The sequence below is a fragment of the Cellulomonas sp. SG140 genome, from assembly GCF_025770785.1.
Lineage (GTDB): Bacteria > Actinomycetota > Actinomycetes > Actinomycetales > Cellulomonadaceae > Cellulomonas.
In genome coordinates this window covers 513,746-528,847 of sequence record NZ_JANZLA010000002.1, presented here as the reverse complement: position 1 = coordinate 528,847, position 15,102 = coordinate 513,746, and the positions used below count along the sequence as shown (strand labels likewise).

The following is a 15,102-nucleotide window of genomic DNA, read 5'->3' as shown; positions in this document are numbered from 1 at the left end:
TGGTTCCTCCGAAGGGCTGGGCTCGGACCTGAGGCTAGTTCAGGTCGGCAGGGCGTCCCGGGAGGCTACGACGAGCCACCAACACGAGTCGCTGTCGGGCGGCCGAGCGCCTCGATGACCCGCTCGGCCGCGTCGTCCACGGCCTCGTGCGACCAGATCCGGACGACCCTCCAGCCCTCCTCGTCCAGCCGGGAGTCAGTGTCGCGGTCTCGGGCAACGTTCGCGGCGATCTTGGCCGCCCAGGCGGCAGCGTTCCTCACGGGTGCCGTTCCGTGCTCCGGGCAGCCATGCCAGAAACACCCGTCGACATATACCGCAACCTTGCGTCGGGGGAACAGGATGTCGGCTCTCGTTCGACTGTCGACCGTGGGTGCACGGTCGACAAAGTAGCGAAGCCCGCGGCGGTGCAACTCGCGTCGGAGTGCAAGCTCCGGAACGGTATCCCGACGTCGGACGGCGCGCATACGCGCCGTGGTCGCAGCGTCCGTCGCTGGCCAGTTGGACACACCACCAGTGTCCATGACACCAGCCGGTGTGGCACAACGTCACACCCAGTGGCGACGACAGCCCGGACACCGGTACAACATGGTCGCAGTTGAGGCGCCGCCTTCCCGGGTTGCGTCGCGACAACGGGGAGTGTCGACGTTTGGCCCGAAACCCTCTCAAGATTCAAAATGTGCTCCGTGGGCCGCCGCCTTGGAGCCCTTCGAGGCTCGCGGGGCCCGGCTGCGTAAGCAAGACCCATTCGACCCGGCCCGACGTAGCTCACGCGGACATCACTCGTACGCGCCGGGCGCTGGTGTTAGGTCAATTCTGGATCGAGCCTCGCCATAAACTCCGAGTATCGGCGGCGAAGTTCATTGGCCTCCTTTGGCCCGGACCGCGCGAAGGTCGAGGTAATCGCGATCCTCTGAAGCTCTTCCGAACCGGGGTCGACCAGCAGGCCGAGTGTCGCAACTTTGATTGCGTCGCGGTGTCGCCCTGCCTCGCTGTGGGTCCGCGCAAGAAGCTCGGCTGCGTCGGTGATCGCGCTGACCATTTCCTGAATGTCGTGGTCGGCCCAGACGTAGGCGGCTGGCGGGACCCCCCTTAATGGGCGGTCGCGCACGAGGGCTATGGAGGCTGCGAGCTCGTCCACTTGCCCCTGCCCGTCGCGAGCCACCGCTTCGGCGAGGTGGTACTGAAATCCGGACCAGTCGGTCTCGACGCCCTCACCGAGGCGGAAGAGTCCGTCAATGCCGACCGTAGGCAGGACTTCGTCGCCGAGGCGCTCTCGCGCACGTCGCATGAAGACGTTGCGGGTGTTGGCGCTTCCTCGTTTGCCGTTCCAGATCATCTCGTCGAGATCAGGGCCGGAAGCGGGGCCGTGCAGGGCTAGGTACACGAGAAGTTCGACGGTCCGTGGGGTAAGCGGCCGCCCACCGATGCCGTCCACCTGAATCGGACCCAACAGGTTGAGCCTGATGCCCGCGGCCGCGACGTTGGGTTCGCTGATGACGGGATGGGCTGCACGTAGCGCCGCGGTGTCCTCCTGCGCGGTGGTTCTCGGAGCCGCGTCGGCGGGGTGTGGGTCGGGCGGCAGTGAGGTGATGAGCAGGTCCCGCAAGTGGTCGGCCTGTTCCGAGGTCAGCCGCTGGGTTTGGAAGGCGATGTCGATCGGCTCGAGTCTGGCGCTTCCCGCGGCGTCGACTCGGATGGTCCAGGCGTCGTCTACGTCCTGGCGGGTCAGGGTGACCACGCCGCTCCAGGGTCGACTCGGGGGCGCGGTCAGGCTTGCTTCGATGAAGACGATCGGCAGCCAGATGTCGTCCAGTTCGCGGCGTGCGCGCGCCTGCAGGACATCGGCGAGGCCCCGTCTGGCGAGCAGGCCAGCGACCGACTGGGCCCATCCGGTGCGGTCGTCGCGTTCGTCGGTGGCGCGCAGGCGGAAGTCCTCAAAGGCGTCGGTCAGGTCGGCGAAGGTGTCGTCGGTGTGGATGGCGAGCTGGCTGGCCAGATCGGAGGTGGCCGCCTCCAGGGCAAGTGCGCGCAGCGCCTCGTCGGCGGTGGTGTCGTCGCCCGCGAAGGTCAGTGTTCCGGCTGCCTCGAGGTTGAGGATGAGGGTTGCGTCCTCGGTGTGGCCGAGGGTGACAAGCAGTGGGTACGGGGTGCCCTGTGCGGGGTCGTCGATAGCTTCCTGGGTAGCGACATCGGCCGTCGATGCAACCCAGGTGCGCGGGTTCGTCGCGGTGAACGGCGCTACCGCGTCTGCGACGTCCTGCAGGAGCAGAAGGGTCAAGTGGTGCTCGTCGAGGAGGAGCGCTGCAACCCGCGGGAGCTCGCGACTGGCGTTGAAGCAACGGCAGGCGAGGTTGTGCAGAGTCGTGCGGATCGCGTCGATGCTGACGGGGGTGGCGGCGGTGCGCAGGGTGCGTTCGGCGGATGCTGCGGCCGAGGTGGGTTCGGGCATGGGGATGGTCTCCCCCACGCGTCGGGCTCGTTGTTGGAGGTGTCGGCGGCGGGCGATCTCGCCGACGACGCCAACGGCGCCGAGTGCAGCCAGGCCAACGAACCAGTCGCTCGCCGCTTGACGCTCGTCATCGTGTGCGAGGGCGGTGGACGTGCCGGTTGCATGCTCCCGCGAGCCACCGTCTGTAGTGGTGGCGGCAGGTGGTGGCGCCGCGGGGAGTGTCGGGGCGGGCTTGGCCATCGGTGCGGGCGACAGTGCCGGTGGTGGGGGAAGGTCCGGCCCTACTCCTGACTCGGCCTTCGGCTGCTGCAGCGGAGGTTCGGGCACCGGTGCAGTGGTCGGTAGGCGCAGGACCCAGCCCGGTCGCAGGACGTCCGGGTCGGAGAGGTGACTTCCGTCCGCCTGGGTAATCCCGGCGTTGAGGGCGGCGATCTCGAGGTAGCGGTGGCCGTCACCGAGGTGTGCGGCGGCGATGCTCCAGAGGGTGTCTCCCAGCTTCACGATGACGGACGCACCCTCGGCACTGGAGGCGACGGTGTGCACTACGGGCGGGAGGTCCGTGGCGTCGGCGGGGAGCAGGAGGGTCCATCCGGGCTTGATGAAGTCCGCGTCGCGTAGCTGCGCACCGTCGGGTTGGGTCCGGCCGGTGTTCAGGTCCCGGATCTCGGTGTACCGCAGCGGGTCGCCAAGGTAGAGCTCGGCGAGGTCCCACAGTGTGTCGCCGCGTTCGACGGTGATCGACGGCAGCGCTGCCGACGGTGCCGCGGCGGCGGGCGCGGGCGTCGTCGGCGGTGCGGCCGGCGCAGCAACCGCCGCGGCGTCTGCTGGCGCAACTGAGGTGGCGAAGGTGGCGACCAGCGTGCTGGCGGCGGCGGGGCTCGCTGGTGTGGTGATGGCGCTCGCTGTGGCGACCAGGAGGCTGGCGGTGGCGATCAGGCGCGAGGCCGTCCGCTGGAGGCCACTGAGCAGCGGGATCCGGGGCGCGTGCACCCGTCGGGCGGAGGCGGCGAGCTCGACGAGGACCGAGCAGGTGAACGCGGCCCAGGCGATCCAGGCGACGGCGCCGAGCACGGCCAGGAGGAGGGACCCGTCGTCGGGTGACATGACCCGGTCCCACAGCTGCCCCCAGGTGGCCACCTGGTCGGGCAGGTAGACCGGCGCGAGGGCGACCAAGGCGGCCGGGACGCCGACGACGAAGCCAAGCAGCGCGATCACCGCGACGAGCCCTCGGGCGAGGTCTGCGCGGTTGGGACGGGTGGGGGTTGTGGTCATGTGCCACCTCCGGTGATGGCTCCGACGAGGACGGCTTGGGCGTGCGCGGTGACGGTCAGCTGGTCGATGCCGATCAGCGAGAGGAACGCGGTGGGTGTGGTGCGTGTGACGGTGACGGTCAGGCGGGTGCGGTCGGTGGAGACCTCGACGGTGCCGGTGGCGCCGGCTGCGGTGAGGTAGTGCTGGGCGGCCTGGACGGCTTGGGTGCGGTCGACGTGGCCGGTGCTGCCGGCGGTGGCGGCGGCGGTGTCGAGGGCCTGGCCGCCGGCGCGGGCTGCTTCGGCGGCGGTGGCGGTGGCCTGCTGGGTGGCGCGCAGCTTCGCGCCGCCGTCGGCGACCAGGCCGAGCAGGACGAGCAGCCCGAGGGCGCTGATCGCGAAGAAGACCGTCACCGATCCCCGGTCCGGGTCGGTGCGCCACGGCGCGGGCCGGCGGGTCATCGGGATCGGTACCGGTCGAGGGGTGAGGTCGCCTGCCCCGTGATGGTGTGTGAGCCGGGTAGGCCAGGGATGGCCAAGTCGGCCAGCGACACGACGCAGACCACCTGGACACTGATCGCCGCGTCCACCCCCAGCGGGGCGGCGAATCCAGTCGTGTCAACCGTGATCTGGGTCGAGGCGCAGTGCGATGCGGCCAGCTCCCGCTGGGCTGACGTCGTGGCGGTCGCGCGGGCGGTGTCTGCGGTGCGGGTCAGCGAGGCGTCGCGGGCGGCTGCGCGTGCGGCCTGCTCGACCGCGGCGGACGAGGTCTCGACGCGTCCGGCCAGTACCAGCGCCCCGAGCAGGAGCAGCAGGGCCGGCGCCAGGATCGCCAGCTCGAGGCTGACCGACCCGCGCTCGCCGTGACCGAACCGCGCCCGTCTCATGGTGCGCCCGCTGTGGTGAACCGCTCGAGCGGCCCGGCCGCGGACTGGGACACCGCGATCCCAGGGACACCGGGCAGCACAGAGACAGATCGGCCCGTGACGACGACCTGCACCTGCCCCGCCGCAGGGCTGGCCGTGGTGACGTCCGGGTTGAGGAGGGTGTCGGCGCCGTGGTCGGCGATGAAGGCCAGCGCGCTGCCACGTCCTGCAGCCGGGGTGGAGTGGTAGGCGCGGGCGACGCTGACGCCCTGTTGTGCGGCGGCCAGGGCGAGCGAGCGGGCGTGGAACCACAGGGCGTACTGGATCAGCGCAGTGACGATCAGCAGCAGCACGGGGAACACGATGGCCAGCTCGAGGCTGACCGATCCACGGTCACTGGTGGTGCGCCGGACAGGGCGTGGGGCGGGCATCAGTTGATCTGGTTGATGCGCCGTTGGACGGCGGCGGTGATGGCCGCGACGAGGAGCCCGGCGATCAGGATCAGGCCGAGGATGATGATCACCAGCTCGAGCGTGGTGGCTCCCACGTCGCTGTCGATGTGCCGGCGCACGTTCGCGCGGGTGGTGGTGATCAGGGCCTGCAGGTAGGTGAGCGTGAGCAGGACGGGCATCTTCTTCTCCGTTCAGGTCAGCAGGATGCGCATCAGGGCGGGGTAGCCCAGCAGGGCCATGAAGCACAGGCCGAGCAGGGAGACGGGCACGACCATGTGTTCGGAGGCGGCGTTCGCCTGGGCCGTGGATGATGCGAGCAGCTGGGTCCGTAGGGACGCGGCGCGGGCGCGCAGGGTCGTGTAGACCGCGGCACCGTCCCGGCCTGCGAGCCGCATGATGTCGGCGGTGTCGGCCAGCTCGCTGACCCCGGTCTCGGCAGCGAGGTCGGTGAGCCCGGTCCAGGAGGGTTGGCCGGCCAGCTCGGCGCGCAGGAGTGCGTCGCCGATGCGGGTGAACTGCGGTGATCCGCCGATGGCCGCGGCACGGTCGAGGGCTTCGGTGGGTCCGGCGTCGGCGAGGCGTTCCATCGCCACCAGCTCCAGGAACACGCACGTCGCCGCCCGCAGCGCGGCGCGAGTGTTCGCAGCGTCTTGGCGCAGCGCCAGGTCCGGCAGGAAGAAGAACACGCCGCCCAGCAGCAGCCCCGCCGCGGCCGGGACCGCCAGCGGCAACCGGATCCCGGTCAGCAGCAGGACCGCGCTCATCACCGGCGGGAATGCCAGGCCTACCAGGGCGTAGCCGATCTTCTTCGCGGCGAGCTCCTCGGGGCGCACCTGGACCGTGCGCAGGTCCAGGGCGAACCGCGCCAGACCCAGCCCCAGCACCGCCTGGGGCAGGATCCGCGCCTTCAGCCGGCCGACGCGTCCGCCTGGCGTCTCGGCGGCTTGGGCTCGCAGGTCGGAGTCAGCAGGCAGGAGCCGGTGCACCGCGTCGGCCAGGTCGGGGTGGGCCGGTGCCAGACCGGCGAGGATCACGACCAGTCCGGCGCCTACCAGTCCCCCGGCCAGCAGGGTCAGCCACACCGGGGTCATCGCGGACCCCCGGCCTGGGTCCCGGTGAGGAACCGGGAGGCGGGCGGGGTCAGGGTCAGCGCCCGCATCCACAGCAGGCAGCCGGTGAACGCGGCGGCGATCGCGGCCAGGACGAGCTGGCCCAGGGTGTCGCCGTAGGGGGCCAGGTACGTGCCGTTGAGGGTCAGGACTCCGGCCACGGCGAGGGTGATCAGCGTGACGAGCCGGGCGGTGGAGCGGGGCTTGGCGCGTTCGGCTTCGACCTTGCGGCGAGAGGCGACCTCGTCGGCAACCGAGCCGGCCACGGCAGTGAGGACCCCCGCCAGGCCGGGGCCGCGGCGTCGGGATGCGAGCAGGAGCGATGCGACGACGAAGTCGCCCGAGGCGTCGTTCAGATCGTCGGCGAAGGCGCGGAGGGCTTGTTCGGTCGGCCACCGGGCGCTCAGTCGTGCGACCAGGGCGCCGACTTCCGTGCGCAGCGGCGGTGGGCAGGACGATGCCGAGGCGGTCAGGGCCTGCTCCAGCCCGACGCCGGTGGCCAGGACGTCGGCCAGACGGCGGGTCCACTCCTCGATCGCCTCGACCCGGTCGATCGCCCGGGCGGCGACCTTCGCCGAGCCGAGCAGGTAAGGCAGCCCCACGAGCACCGCGGCCACGATCAGCCCGGCGACCGGCCAACGGGTCACCGCCCACATCGTCAGCCCCGCACCGCCGGCGACCAGCCACCGCCATCGACCCCACCAGCCCGCCGCGGGCCGTGGCCGGCGCCGACGAGCCTTCGGGGGCGCGGGTTCGGTGCGCCGCAAGCCCCGCGCGGTGACGAGGAGCCCGGCGACGAACACGGCTCCGGCAATGGCGGCGAGAAGGGTGCTCATCGGGCACCGTCCACGGGGCTGGGCCAGGTGCCGTCGCGTTGGTCCAGGAGGTGCTCGTCGAACCCCGCCCGAACCAGCTCGTGCAAGAACCCCGGCTGATGCAGGGGCACGGCCCGTCCGTCCAGACCAGGTCCGAACACGGCGGTGGTGGCGGGCCGGTTGGTCTCCCCCAGGCCGTTGACCTCCAGGACCTGCGAGACGTACCGGTGTCGTTGTCCGTGCTCGGTGAGCAGCTCGATGTGCACGAACAGGTCCACCGAGCCGGCCAGGAGCCGGTAGGCGAACGTGTCGGTCATGTGCACCCCGGCCGACAGGCACAAGGTCACGATCCGGTCGATGGCGTGCGCCGCGGTGCGGGCGTGCAGCGTGCACAGCGACCCGTCGCCGGTGGACATCGCCTCGAGCATCGGCAGGACCTCGGGGCCGCGGACCTCCCCGACGATGATCCGGCGCAGGTTCAGCCGCAGGGCGTCGACGACCAGGTCGGACAACGTCACCTCGCCTGCCCGGCGCCCGGCGGCGTCGTGCTCGGCGGAGCCTTCGCGGGCTTCGAGTGCGACGACCCGGGGGTGCCGGTCGGGCATGTCGTGCAGGTGGAGCTCGTACTCCTTCTCGATGGTGGCGAACCGTTCCATCGGGTCGAACTCGTTGGCCAGCGCTCGGATCAACGTGGTCTTGCCGGCGTTCTGCAGGCCCGTGACCACGATGTTCTTTCCCGCCCGCACGGCCGCCCGCAGGAACCCCGCCAGCACCGTGTCCAGGGTGCCCAGCGTGATGAGGTCGTCCAGGTCGATGTCCCGCACCCGGTGCCGGCGGATCACCACGTGCGGTTTGGGTGTCGTCCAGGCGACGGCGGCCAGTCGGGACCCGTCCTCCAGGCGCAGGTGCAACGCCGGGTGTGCGGAGGTGAACGTGCGTTCGGCGCCGCCGGTGCGGGCGGCCAGCAGCTGGAGGGCCTCGATCAGCTCGGCGTCGGAGTCCGCCACCGGTGGGTGGCGCACGTCGCGGCCGTCGGCGTAGGAGACCCAGACCTGGTCGTAGCCGTCGACTTCGATGTTCTCCACGTCCGGGTCGTCGATCAGCGGCTGCAACCGGCCCAACCCGAACAAGGCCGCCATCACCGCCCGAGCGGTAGCCAGCTCCACATCGACTGGCCACGGCTCCTCGCCCCGGCGCACCCGCTCACGCCCACGTTCGGACAGCTCCGCGGCGACGAGCGAGCGGGCCAGCTCGCGACGGGCGTCCGGTGCCTGGATCGGCTGGTTCTGCAGCCGCTCCGCCAGCCGCTCGGCCACGACGGCCCGCACGAGCCGCACCATCGCCGGGTCCGCGACAGGCAGCACGGGTTCACCGGCCGCCAGCTCCGGGATCGCGGTCGGGACGACCAGCCCGGTGGGTGCGAACAGGAGCGCCGGGCGCTCGTCGAGGCCGGTCATCGCGCCACCACCGACTCGACGTCCGGCACCAGCTCGGCCACCCGCCGCACCACCGAGCGGGCTGAGCGCATCAGCGCCGACCGGTCGATCCACCCACCGGAGCCGCCCTCCATCAGCGCTCGGGTCGCCCGAACGTCGCGCACAACCGTGAGCACCTCCCCCACACCGAGTGCGGATGCGATCTCCGCGCCCCCGTACGGGCCCGGGTCCACCACCACTCCGACCGGAGCGGAGCCCCCCTGTCGCTGCGGAGCAAGAGCGCGGACCGCGGCCGCCGCCGGCAGCACCGAGGCCAGGTCGCCGCGCACGACGACCGCCAGCAGATCGGCCCCCGTCAACCAGGCCGTCGGCTCCCACCGATGCCCCAGGCGCCCGACGTCGACCACGACATCGACCCCGCCCGCCGACAGGTCCCGCGCCACATCGACGAGCGCCGCCCACGTAGCCCCCAGTGGCCGGGCCTGACGCGGGTCGGCTACCCCGGGCAGCACCATCCGCGCGCCGCCCGGGTCCAACGCCACACAGCAGCCGATCACCTGCTCCACCGACAGCGGCAGGCGAGCTGCCGCCAGCACCGAGACCCCTGCGGCGTTGGGGATCCCCGACCGCAACGGCCCGCTCACCAGACCCGAACCCGCAGGATCGGCGTCGACCAGCAGCACCCGGCGACCCGAACGCACCTCCGGCCAGACCGACGCCAGAGCGAACGCGATCGTCGTGACCCCCGGCGCGCCATGGGCCGAGGTCAGCGCGACGACGCTCACGGGGTCACCGCCGGCAGCACCACGATCACGAACCGGCCTGTCGCCGCCCGGGTCGCCAGCGCCGGACCATCGCCCGCCGAGGCAACGACGTCGACGACCACCGTGCCGTTCACGTCCGCGGGCCCGACCCGCACCACCTGCGCGGTGAACGAGCGCGGCGCGCCCGGCGCCGGGTCGGCTCCCGCCGCCGGCGCGTCGACTACGAGCAGCCGGTCACCAGCCGACAGGCCACTGGCCGGCACGCGACCTGCCGCAAGCGGCAGAGGCACGAGCACCTGATCGGCCCCGACCACGCCCGCCGAGGTCACATCGGCACGGGTCACCAGGGCCCCCGCCCGCAGCTCCACAGTCGCCCGCTGCCCCACCAGCGAGCTCGCCTGGCCGGCGGGCACCACGGCGACCGTCGGATCCACCGCGACCGACGTCGTCGTCAGGTCCTCGCGGGTCACCACGGCGCCGTAGGCCACGTCGCGGGCCACCATCACCACCGGCACCCGATGCCCAGAGGCGGACACCAGCCAGATCGCCGCCAACGCCCCCAGGACCACCATCGCCACCCCTGCGACCACCAGCCCGGGACGGCGTCGGCCACGCGGCCCGACGACGCTGGCCGGTCGCAACCCGTCCACGGCGGTCCGACCGTCCAGCCCTCGCCGCTCGCCCGTCGTCGTCATCGGTCTCCCTCCCCGGTAGCCGCACGCGGCCCGTTCGCTCAGCTCGTGGTCACGAGCACCTGCACCTCACCAACCCGAACCTGCCCCGTCGAGACCCGCGTGACCGTCAAGGACCCCGATGCCCCGCCACCGGTCCAGGTCACGTCCCACGTCGTCGTCGCCCTGATCGGGTACGCCAGCCCCGGCTGCTCGGCCGACGAGCGCTGGTAGACGTGCTGGCACGTCGGCGACGTCATGCCTCCCGCGTAGTACGCCGTGCCGGGGTTGCGGCACGTCTCCGAGAGGCCGTCGCCGGTGTCCCAGACGATCTGGCGCGCCTGCGCCGTTGCGGTCACCGACAGCCCGGGCACTGCGGCCGTCGCCGAGTTCGGGCCCCACGTCGTCGGCGTCACGTCCGTCCACAACCACACCGGGACCCCGACCGTGGCGAACTTGTCAGCGGGGATGGACAGGTGGATCTCCGGACCCGTCAGCGTCATCTGATCCACCGCTTGCTGCGCCAGCTGCGCCGGCGTCACCGACGTGCCGCCGTAGCCCGGCGGCGGTGACGCCCGCCACGCCCATCCGCCTGCGCTGCTGCCAGGAACGATCGGCAGGCAGATCACGGCCCAGATCGCCCCGTTCGGATAGTGGCCCTCCCAGGTCACGCTGTCTGGCGGCTGGGGATCGAGCTGCTTCCAGTAGCAGCTGTCCTGGTCGTTCCACCAACCCCACAGGTCGACGAAGCACGGGACTTGCTCACCCGTCTTGGCGACCGTGCAGATGCGCTGACCCGGACCCGACGATGGACCGCCCCCGGTGCCCGGAGTCGAGGCCGCCGGCGTCGGGGGCACGGCAACCTGCACGATGCAGAAGAGCTGCTCCGGAGGACACGTAACGTCCGACGGCGCGATGCTTCGCGACGGCGGAAGGAGCGTCGTCGCCATCGCCACCAGGCCGATGAGCAAACGGTGGGTCAACACGTCGACTGCCGATCGACCAGCGAATCGCTGACCACCCAACGTCCGGCATAGAAAATGGCGGTCGAGTTCACGACCAAGCGCAGCGCCTGACCCGGAGCAGCCGCAGACTTCCCGCTGGTCGTGTAGACGGGCTGCCAGTTGGTCCCATCGACACAGTCCGCGATAGCTGCGCTCTGTCCCGGGACCACCTTGGACACCACCGGTGCGAGGACGGGCTCGCCGACGTTCGCGATCCCGTTCTTGGCGTACAGCTGGGCAGTTGATGCGAGGTTCGCAAGTGCCTTGTCGACCGCGACCTGCTGCACCTGAGCCCAGTTGCCGCCGGTCAGATCTGCATAGGCACCCGGGTCCTTGAGGACCCGCACCTGCGCATCCCAGTAGCCCCGGTACGCAGTGAGGATCGGCGCTTGCACCGCTTCGACGGTCGGGTCGACCAAGGGCGAGCCGGTAGGCGATGGTGCTCGCGACGTTACCGACGGCGCGCTGACCGAGGGGGCCGGCTCTGGGGCGTGCGGTGCGCAGGCGGCCACCAGCAGCGCGACGACCATGACGACGGTCGCGCCCCCTGCGGTGCTGTGTCGACTGCCCATCGGCGCACACCTGCTCCCGTCCGGCCCACAAGCACGGCGGGCCGGCTTGACGGCGGTGTCGGTTTGTCCCATTGGACACCCCGATTCGTCATAGGCCAACCCTCGACAGGTCAGGAGCTTCCTGACTGAAGCGCATCGCTTGGCACTGGTGTGCGCCGCTGCCGGCACGGTCGGGGGTGTCGGCCCGAGATCTGTGGACATCACTCAGCTCGCCGCCCGCTGTGGACAAGTCGGCTCCGCCAGACGTTCCGCGCGTTGCGCCGCGAGGACGGGTGAGCGGTGCCGGCGCACCCGGGTCGACCGCAGCGCGGCGCCGATCCCGGGTGTGCGCACTGCCTCTGGACCGTTCAACATGAGCCGCGGAATCAGGCCCGGCCACTCCGGGGTGCCGAGCAGGACGACGCACAGTCGGCGGGCCTGCCAGGGTGGCAGACCGAGCTCGTCGGCCATCGTTCGCCAGCCGATCACCGTGCATCGGCGATCCCTGGGCAGTGCCTGCAGTTGCACGGTCATGGCGACGATGTGGTCAGCCGCGTCGCGCTGCCAGCCGGCAGCGGACAGCGCTACCGCCGCCGTCTCCTGCGCGATGGTGAAGTCGACGCTCTCGGCGAGGTAGTCGTCGCTGATCGCGTCCAGACCCATGTCGGTCCACTTCTCGAGGCTCTCCAACTGCGCCGAAGGATTGGCCCCCGCGAGCAGCTCCCATGAGCGCCGCTCGGCCTTGCCGAACAGCGCAGCGGCGGCCTCGCCGTGAACTGCTCGGCTCGCGGCCTTCCACACCACCCCCCAGGGCGAGTCGGCTTCACGCAGCCGGGCTGTGGTCAGCACACGCCACGCCGCCTGCCACGCGGAAGCCTCGGCCTGAGAGGCAGCGAACCCGCGCAGGCCCCAACCCGCGACCAGCGGCCGGACAAGGTCGGCGCGGATGAACGTCAGCAGCCGGGTGCCCGCGGCCCCGTCCCAGCCCTCGCCGTCGATCGTCGCCAGCACGCTGAGCAGGCACTCGCGCGTGCGGACGATCCGCTCGCCATCCTCGCGCTGCCGTGCTTGGTTCTCGATGGTCATGCTCGCCTCCCCGTGTCGCATGGACAAGGGAGACGTTCCGCACAGGCGCTGTATAACGCGGTGACATCAGGCCTCGCGGCCGAATGTCACCTCAATGTCCTCGGGCCTCCCGAGGTGTCACCGCCAGGTGCGGTCCACTCGGCAAAGACCTCGCGCGCGGCAGCCCGCACCGCATGATCGGCGTCACCGAGGAGCGACGCCTGGGCCATCGCCCCACAGCCGCGATGGCGGATCACCGCGAGCCGGACGACCACGTCGGGATGCCTCGAGAGACGGTCCGCGAGGCCACCTGGGCACTGCGGATGCTCCAGGATCGCCAGAGCCACACCCATCGGAAGGCGCCCGAGCTCGTTCATCGGCGGGCAGATGATCGCGAGGGCTTCGTCGTCGGCGGTCGGGTCGGTCGCCACCCGCAGCAACGCCTCTGAGTCACCAGCCTTGGCGGCGGCCCACGCGGCCGCTCGCACGGCGCGCGTCGCAGCCGAACTCGAGGCGATCACTCGACTCGAACGCCTGTTCGAACCCATGTGTGGATCCTAAGCCGCCCGAGGAGCCACGGCGTCGCCGGATGTCACTTCAGAGCCCCGGTCCGCGCGGCCCCTGATCGAGTGCCCGGAGCGCGGTGTCACTGGATTGTCACCGCGCCCAGGCAGGGGATGCGCGAGGACATCGCAGATGTCACCGCGATGTACCGGGCCGCAGAGGACCGTCGATGTCCCGTACAGGCACGAGACGCAGCTCGGATCGGTCGCCAGACCACACGACCGAGGTCGTCTACGGTGCCGGCCGCGCGTCACGACGAAGGAGGAAGCATGACGATCAGCGTCGAGCACGAGCTGCTCACGGTCGCCGAAGCCGCCGATCGGCTGAGGGTGACGACCCGGTACATCCACATGCTCATCGCCGACGGCACACTCCCCGCAATGCGGCTCGGGCGGCGCTCGATCCGTCTCCGCAAGGAGGACGTCGACCACGTCCTTCGCCCCATCGAGACCTGGATCTCGGAGGGAACGAAGAACACACGCAACCAGCTCGTATGAGTCAAATATGGCGCTGATCTGCGTTCAAGCAGATCAGGTCCTTGCCCGCTCCACCGCGGACTACAGCGCGCCGCCCTTGGCCATGGGCCCCGCAGTCGCAGTCGCGGGACGGCTGTGGCGCTAGCGGATGACGGTCTGGAGGCGCAGTCCGCAGGACCGACGCTGATACCGTTGGTGATGCCGAGCAGGTTGGCCCGTAACTAGCCCAGCGGCCCATCGAAACTGCGGCACGTCCGTGTACGGAGTGCCCGTCCGCCAACTGCGAGGCGTGAGATGACTTCTGTCCCGGTGAACACTCCCCTGTTTCTAGCACTTTCAACTGAACGGCGATCCCGGATATACCTTCTGACGGCTGCGGAGGGCAGCCCGCCGGCAGCTCTTGAGCAAGTCACGACGCTGGCAGATTCAGCAACGGCCGCTGCCGCCCTGGTGCAGCACCTCAATTCTTCCGTCAGCTCCGGTGATCGGTCCTCGGTCGAGGACTACCTCACGGATCTGCCTGAAGCGGTAGCGCTCGCGTGCCGCCGGGCCTTGGAGCGTGCCGCTTCTAGCGTCGGCTTGCCCGCAGTCCCGTCTGACTTGCCCGTCGTACGCGAGTTCTTCGCTACGTCGCCGGATGAGATTGTTGAGCATCTGCAAAGCGGGATTACACTCGGTCTTCAGTTTCTGGTCACGAACGAGTCTCTTCCGGACGATGTGCGGCTGAAGGCCACGCTCTTCGGGGACGAGATGGAGGTTCCATACACGCCGTCGCCGCAATGGCTGCCTGCACCCAACGGCGCACCCTTGCTCGATCGGACCTACCCAAGCGAGGACGACCTGCTCGACGTGTTCCGTGACCCCGTGTGGGAGACGTTCGTCTCCCGTGCGTACTGGCTGTGGGTGCAGGAGGAGGACGATCCGGACTCGGCGAGCGCGACGATCGTCGTCGAGCACTTCGATCAACTCATTGACGACTCGAACGTGTTCCTGCGCTTCGCTGCGGAGGACGACTCGGACACGGAAGCACGCGGGCCGTTGAGCCCGAGGAACCGGTTCGAGTTGTACATCACGTTGCTGGCAATGACGGCCGACCTGGATACGCTCCTATCCGACTGGGGCGAGGATGTGGATTCAGTTGTGCGTGACGACATGCCTCTGACGGTTCTGGCTCAGCCGCGCGAATGGTGGGTGCCGATGCGTGATGCAGCCGATCGCCTCTTTACGGCGGCTCGAACCGGTGCGCTGCACGATCTTGAACCTCGTACGGTCGGTGAAGAAGTCTTGATCGCCTTGGCGACCCGTACGAGCTATGTGGAATGGGGTCGCGACACTGCGGACCTGATGGGTGTGACCGCGAAGTTCAACTCCCTGCCGACCGACCCGGAATGGGACGGGAAGTACGAGGAAATCCTTCCCCATTTGGTGGGCGATGTCGACGTGGAGATGCTGTGGGATCGGCGACTGGATGGGATTGAGGATCCGGAGGATCCTACGAACGCTTTCCTGCTAATGGGTGACTTCAGGCCCGCGGCGTGGCATGACGTTCTCGACGGGACGGCTGAGGACGTGGACTCCGCGGAGGACTGACAGCGGGGCGACTCCGACCTCTCTCGCGCACTCGGGCGCC

General features: G+C 70.4%; 17 protein-coding genes. 2 read left to right on the top strand and 15 right to left on the bottom strand.

Going from position 1 to position 15,102, the window contains the following annotated elements; genetic code table 11:
* Positions 1 to 65: 65 nt before the first annotated feature.
* The 15 genes from N0B34_RS06250 to N0B34_RS06180 all read right to left on the bottom strand — a co-directional run bounded on the left by N0B34_RS06250 (position 66) and on the right by N0B34_RS06180 (position 12,980).
* Positions 66 to 506, bottom strand: a complete 441-nt coding sequence (locus tag N0B34_RS06250; RefSeq protein WP_263730447.1) for a very short patch repair endonuclease — start codon at positions 504 to 506, stop codon at positions 66 to 68.
* 296 nt (positions 507 to 802) lie between these two features.
* A complete protein-coding gene (locus N0B34_RS06245) occupies positions 803 to 3,721 on the bottom strand; it encodes a LysM peptidoglycan-binding domain-containing protein (RefSeq protein ID WP_263730446.1) in 2,919 nt (972 codons plus the stop codon).
* Entirely contained in the window at positions 3,718 to 4,161 is a 444-nt protein-coding gene (locus tag N0B34_RS06240; protein ID WP_263730445.1) for a pilus assembly protein TadG-related protein, read from the bottom strand. The genes N0B34_RS06245 and N0B34_RS06240 overlap by 4 nt, the downstream gene beginning before the upstream one ends.
* Positions 4,158 to 4,586: a TadE/TadG family type IV pilus assembly protein gene (locus N0B34_RS06235; protein ID WP_263730444.1), complete on the bottom strand. Its 429-nt coding sequence runs from the start codon at positions 4,584 to 4,586 to the stop codon at positions 4,158 to 4,160. Before N0B34_RS06235 ends, N0B34_RS06240 begins: the two co-directional genes overlap by 4 nt.
* On the bottom strand, positions 4,583 to 4,996 hold the full coding sequence (locus tag N0B34_RS06230; protein WP_263730443.1) for a TadE/TadG family type IV pilus assembly protein: 414 nt from the start codon (positions 4,994 to 4,996) through the stop codon (positions 4,583 to 4,585). Before N0B34_RS06230 ends, N0B34_RS06235 begins: the two co-directional genes overlap by 4 nt.
* Entirely contained in the window at positions 4,996 to 5,196 is a 201-nt protein-coding gene (locus tag N0B34_RS06225) for a hypothetical protein (protein WP_263730442.1), read from the bottom strand. Before N0B34_RS06225 ends, N0B34_RS06230 begins: the two co-directional genes overlap by 1 nt.
* Before the next feature lie 12 nt (positions 5,197 to 5,208).
* A complete protein-coding gene (locus N0B34_RS06220) occupies positions 5,209 to 6,108 on the bottom strand; it encodes a type II secretion system F family protein (RefSeq protein ID WP_263730441.1) in 900 nt (299 codons plus the stop codon).
* On the bottom strand, positions 6,105 to 6,962 hold the full coding sequence (locus tag N0B34_RS06215) for a type II secretion system F family protein (protein WP_263730440.1): 858 nt from the start codon (positions 6,960 to 6,962) through the stop codon (positions 6,105 to 6,107). Before N0B34_RS06215 ends, N0B34_RS06220 begins: the two co-directional genes overlap by 4 nt.
* Positions 6,959 to 8,398, bottom strand: coding sequence for a CpaF family protein (locus N0B34_RS06210; RefSeq protein WP_263730439.1), 1,440 nt, complete (start codon positions 8,396 to 8,398; stop codon positions 6,959 to 6,961). Before N0B34_RS06210 ends, N0B34_RS06215 begins: the two co-directional genes overlap by 4 nt.
* The gene (locus tag N0B34_RS06205) at positions 8,395 to 9,162 is read right to left on the bottom strand and encodes a hypothetical protein (RefSeq protein WP_263730438.1); all 768 of its coding nucleotides are present in this window, start codon (positions 9,160 to 9,162) and stop codon (positions 8,395 to 8,397) included. Before N0B34_RS06205 ends, N0B34_RS06210 begins: the two co-directional genes overlap by 4 nt.
* Positions 9,159 to 9,836, bottom strand: coding sequence for an SAF domain-containing protein (locus tag N0B34_RS06200; protein ID WP_263730437.1), 678 nt, complete (start codon positions 9,834 to 9,836; stop codon positions 9,159 to 9,161). The genes N0B34_RS06205 and N0B34_RS06200 overlap by 4 nt, the downstream gene beginning before the upstream one ends.
* Positions 9,837 to 9,874: 38 nt before the next feature.
* Complete coding sequence (locus tag N0B34_RS06195; RefSeq protein WP_263730436.1) at positions 9,875 to 10,315, bottom strand: hypothetical protein; 441 nt, start codon at positions 10,313 to 10,315, stop codon at positions 9,875 to 9,877.
* Positions 10,316 to 10,791: 476 nt separating this feature from the next.
* Positions 10,792 to 11,235: a hypothetical protein gene (locus N0B34_RS06190; RefSeq protein WP_263730435.1), complete on the bottom strand. Its 444-nt coding sequence runs from the start codon at positions 11,233 to 11,235 to the stop codon at positions 10,792 to 10,794.
* Positions 11,236 to 11,592: 357 nt separating this feature from the next.
* Positions 11,593 to 12,453: a hypothetical protein gene (locus N0B34_RS06185; protein WP_263730434.1), complete on the bottom strand. Its 861-nt coding sequence runs from the start codon at positions 12,451 to 12,453 to the stop codon at positions 11,593 to 11,595.
* An 86-nt stretch (positions 12,454 to 12,539) separates the two neighbouring features.
* On the bottom strand, positions 12,540 to 12,980 hold the full coding sequence (locus N0B34_RS06180; RefSeq protein WP_263730433.1) for a hypothetical protein: 441 nt from the start codon (positions 12,978 to 12,980) through the stop codon (positions 12,540 to 12,542).
* Between the two features lie 285 nt (positions 12,981 to 13,265).
* Between N0B34_RS06180 and N0B34_RS06175 the strand changes: the two genes are divergently transcribed.
* Together N0B34_RS06175 and N0B34_RS06170 are read left to right on the top strand one after the other, a co-directional pair.
* A complete protein-coding gene (locus N0B34_RS06175; RefSeq protein WP_263730432.1) occupies positions 13,266 to 13,493 on the top strand; it encodes an excisionase family DNA-binding protein in 228 nt (75 codons plus the stop codon).
* A gap of 288 nt (positions 13,494 to 13,781) precedes the next feature.
* Positions 13,782 to 15,062: a hypothetical protein gene (locus N0B34_RS06170; RefSeq protein WP_263730431.1), complete on the top strand. Its 1,281-nt coding sequence runs from the start codon at positions 13,782 to 13,784 to the stop codon at positions 15,060 to 15,062.
* Positions 15,063 to 15,102: the final 40 nt, after the last annotated feature.

What these genes read in the sequence shown, in the direction of transcription:
- N0B34_RS06220 (WP_263730441.1), bottom strand. Translation starts at nt 6,108, where the DNA reads ATGACCCCGGTGTGGCTGACCCTGCTGGCCGGGGGACTGGTAGGCGCC.
- N0B34_RS06180 (WP_263730433.1), bottom strand. Translation starts at nt 12,980, where the DNA reads ATGGGTTCGAACAGGCGTTCGAGTCGAGTGATCGCCTCGAGTTCGGCT.
- N0B34_RS06235 (WP_263730444.1), bottom strand. Translation starts at nt 4,586, where the DNA reads ATGAGACGGGCGCGGTTCGGTCACGGCGAGCGCGGGTCGGTCAGCCTC.
- N0B34_RS06245 (WP_263730446.1), bottom strand. Translation starts at nt 3,721, where the DNA reads ATGACCACAACCCCCACCCGTCCCAACCGCGCAGACCTCGCCCGAGGG.
- N0B34_RS06215 (WP_263730440.1), bottom strand. Translation starts at nt 6,962, where the DNA reads ATGAGCACCCTTCTCGCCGCCATTGCCGGAGCCGTGTTCGTCGCCGGG.
- N0B34_RS06185 (WP_263730434.1), bottom strand. Translation starts at nt 12,453, where the DNA reads ATGACCATCGAGAACCAAGCACGGCAGCGCGAGGATGGCGAGCGGATC.
- N0B34_RS06200 (WP_263730437.1), bottom strand. Translation starts at nt 9,836, where the DNA reads ATGACGACGACGGGCGAGCGGCGAGGGCTGGACGGTCGGACCGCCGTG.
- N0B34_RS06240 (WP_263730445.1), bottom strand. Translation starts at nt 4,161, where the DNA reads ATGACCCGCCGGCCCGCGCCGTGGCGCACCGACCCGGACCGGGGATCG.
- N0B34_RS06210 (WP_263730439.1), bottom strand. Translation starts at nt 8,398, where the DNA reads ATGACCGGCCTCGACGAGCGCCCGGCGCTCCTGTTCGCACCCACCGGG.
- N0B34_RS06230 (WP_263730443.1), bottom strand. Translation starts at nt 4,996, where the DNA reads ATGCCCGCCCCACGCCCTGTCCGGCGCACCACCAGTGACCGTGGATCG.
- N0B34_RS06225 (WP_263730442.1), bottom strand. Translation starts at nt 5,196, where the DNA reads ATGCCCGTCCTGCTCACGCTCACCTACCTGCAGGCCCTGATCACCACC.
- N0B34_RS06175 (WP_263730432.1), top strand. Translation starts at nt 13,266, where the DNA reads ATGACGATCAGCGTCGAGCACGAGCTGCTCACGGTCGCCGAAGCCGCC.
- N0B34_RS06195 (WP_263730436.1), bottom strand. Translation starts at nt 10,315, where the DNA reads ATGACGCTGACGGGTCCGGAGATCCACCTGTCCATCCCCGCTGACAAG.